Genomic DNA, 1,966 nt, shown 5'->3' on the forward strand with positions numbered 1-1,966 from the left:
TATGGCACCCTTGTTGCCGGGCATCATGGCAGCGGGTTTGGTTTTGCTATGGACCCTTGCGGCATTGCTGGCCAGTCGTTGGTACGAGCGTTATCAAGGTCTGGATCGACCGCAACGCTTTTACGGCAGCCTGGAATTGCCGGGCGTGCTGATCTGGCTGGTGGTGGCAACTCTGCTGGGCATTAGTCTGCTCCACGGTGCATCGGCCTGGCCATTGCAAAATCTGGCGCTGCTGGTCGGGACCTGGTATCTCCTGCAGGGCTTGAGCTTTGTGCATTTGTGGTTTGCTGCCAAAGGCTGGCCCACCATGGCCCTGGTAGGACTGTATATTGCCCTGATTTTGTTGTCACAGTTGCTGCTGGTACTGAGTGTGCTGGGAATTCTGGACAGGGTGTTTCACCTGCGGCAAAGACTATTGAGACCACGTTCCTGAGGAACGTTTTGCAAGAATTTTTGGGAGGAATTGAACATGAAAGTGATTTTGCTGGAACGTATTAACAAACTGGGTCGCCTGGGTGATGTTGTCGAAGTCAAACCCGGTTATGGACGTAACTTTTTGGTGCCTCAGGGCAAGGCCGTAGTTGCCAACCAACGGAATCTGGAAGAATTTGCCGAGCGCAAGGCGGCTTTGGAGCAGGTTGAAATGGAACGCCTGCAGGCCGCCCAGCAGCGTGCAGCCGCTCTGGCTGATGCCGTCGTGAAAATTGCCCTGCAGGCGGGTGAGGACGGCCGTCTGTTCGGTTCTGTGGGTTTGCACGATATCAGTGCTGCTCTCAAGTCACAGGGCCATGAAGTGGCGCATACCGAAATTCGTCTGGTAGATGGCCCCATCAAGCGGATTGGTGAATTCCCCGCCCGTGTCCATCTGCACCCTGAAGTCGAGCTGGATGTCATGGTTTTTGTCGAGCGGGCCTGATCACCGGGCACGCTGAGACGCGACCTTGTACGAAGAGGATGACTACGGCGGCGGGGTGAAAGCTCCGCCGCATTCCATTGAGGCCGAGCAATCGGTTATCGGTGCGTTACTGATTGATCCTGAATCTGCGGATCAGGTCATGGAAGCGGTCGCCGCAGAAGATTTTTATGAGCGCCGGCATCGGCTGATATTTCAGACGATCAGCAACATGCTTAACGCCGGTCGCGTCGTGGATGCGGTCACGGTGTCAGAAACCCTGCAGGATCATGAGCATCTCGCTGATGCCGGCGGTGTGCAGTATTTGCTCCTGCTGGCCAATGAAACGCCCTCTGCGGCCAATGTGCTGGCTTATGCCCACATTGTGCGTGAGCGGGCCACCCTGCGCCAACTGATTAGGGTAGGCCGGGAAATCGCCGAGTTGGCTTACCGGCCTGACGGGCGCGAAGCGCGGATGCTTCTGGATGAAGCCGAAAGCCGGGTTTTCCAACTGGCAGAAGGACAGCAGCGGTCAGGCAAAGCTTTTAAACAGTTGAATGAAGTCTTGCCCGCCGTGATTGATCGTATTGAGGCAGTCGCCCGTGACAAAAAAGGGGTTACTGGTCTGGCTACGGGCTTTGCTGACCTGGATGAAAAAACTTCGGGTTTGCATCCGGGTCAACTGGTGATTGTGGCAGGTCGTCCCAGTATGGGAAAAACATCCTTTGCCATGAATGTGGCCGAGCACGTCGCCTGCGTTGAAGGCAAAAATGTGCTGGTGTTCAGCATGGAAATGCCTACAGACGAAATTGTTTTGCGGGCCTTGTCATCACGGGGTCGGGTCGATCAGCACCGTCTGCGTAACGGTACCCTGGGAAATGACGATTGGCCAAGACTGGCCCATGCCATTGGCGAATTGGGCACCGCCCCACTTTTTGCCGATGATTCTGCGGCCTTGTCTCCTGCCGACCTGCGCTCCCGGGCACGCCGTCTGAAGCGCGAGCAGGGCCTGGATTTGATTGTGGTCGATTATCTGCAGCTCATGCAGGTTCCGGGTAGAGGCGATAACCGGGT

3 protein-coding genes are annotated in these 1,966 nt (G+C 56.2%); all 3 read left to right on the plus strand.

The window, feature by feature from the left end; all coding sequences use genetic code 11:
- On the plus strand, positions 1–433 hold a 433-nt coding region (locus AC2VLY_RS12570), incomplete at its 5' end, for a DUF2232 domain-containing protein (protein WP_486922382.1).
- 36 nt (positions 434–469) lie between these two features.
- On the plus strand, positions 470–916 hold the full coding sequence (gene rplI / locus AC2VLY_RS12575; RefSeq protein WP_215862671.1) for a 50S ribosomal protein L9: 447 nt from the start codon (positions 470–472) through the stop codon (positions 914–916).
- 25 nt (positions 917–941) lie between these two features.
- Positions 942–1,966, plus strand: a 1,025-nt coding sequence (locus AC2VLY_RS12580) for a replicative DNA helicase (RefSeq protein WP_486893772.1), incomplete at its 3' end; no start/stop codon positions are given.

This window comes from Acidithiobacillus sp. TH-A36 (genome assembly GCF_057473445.1).

Excerpts from the sequence above, each read along its gene's own strand:
- rplI (WP_215862671.1), top strand. The coding sequence starts at position 470 with ATGAAAGTGATTTTGCTGGAACGTATTAACAAACTGGGTCGCCTGGGT.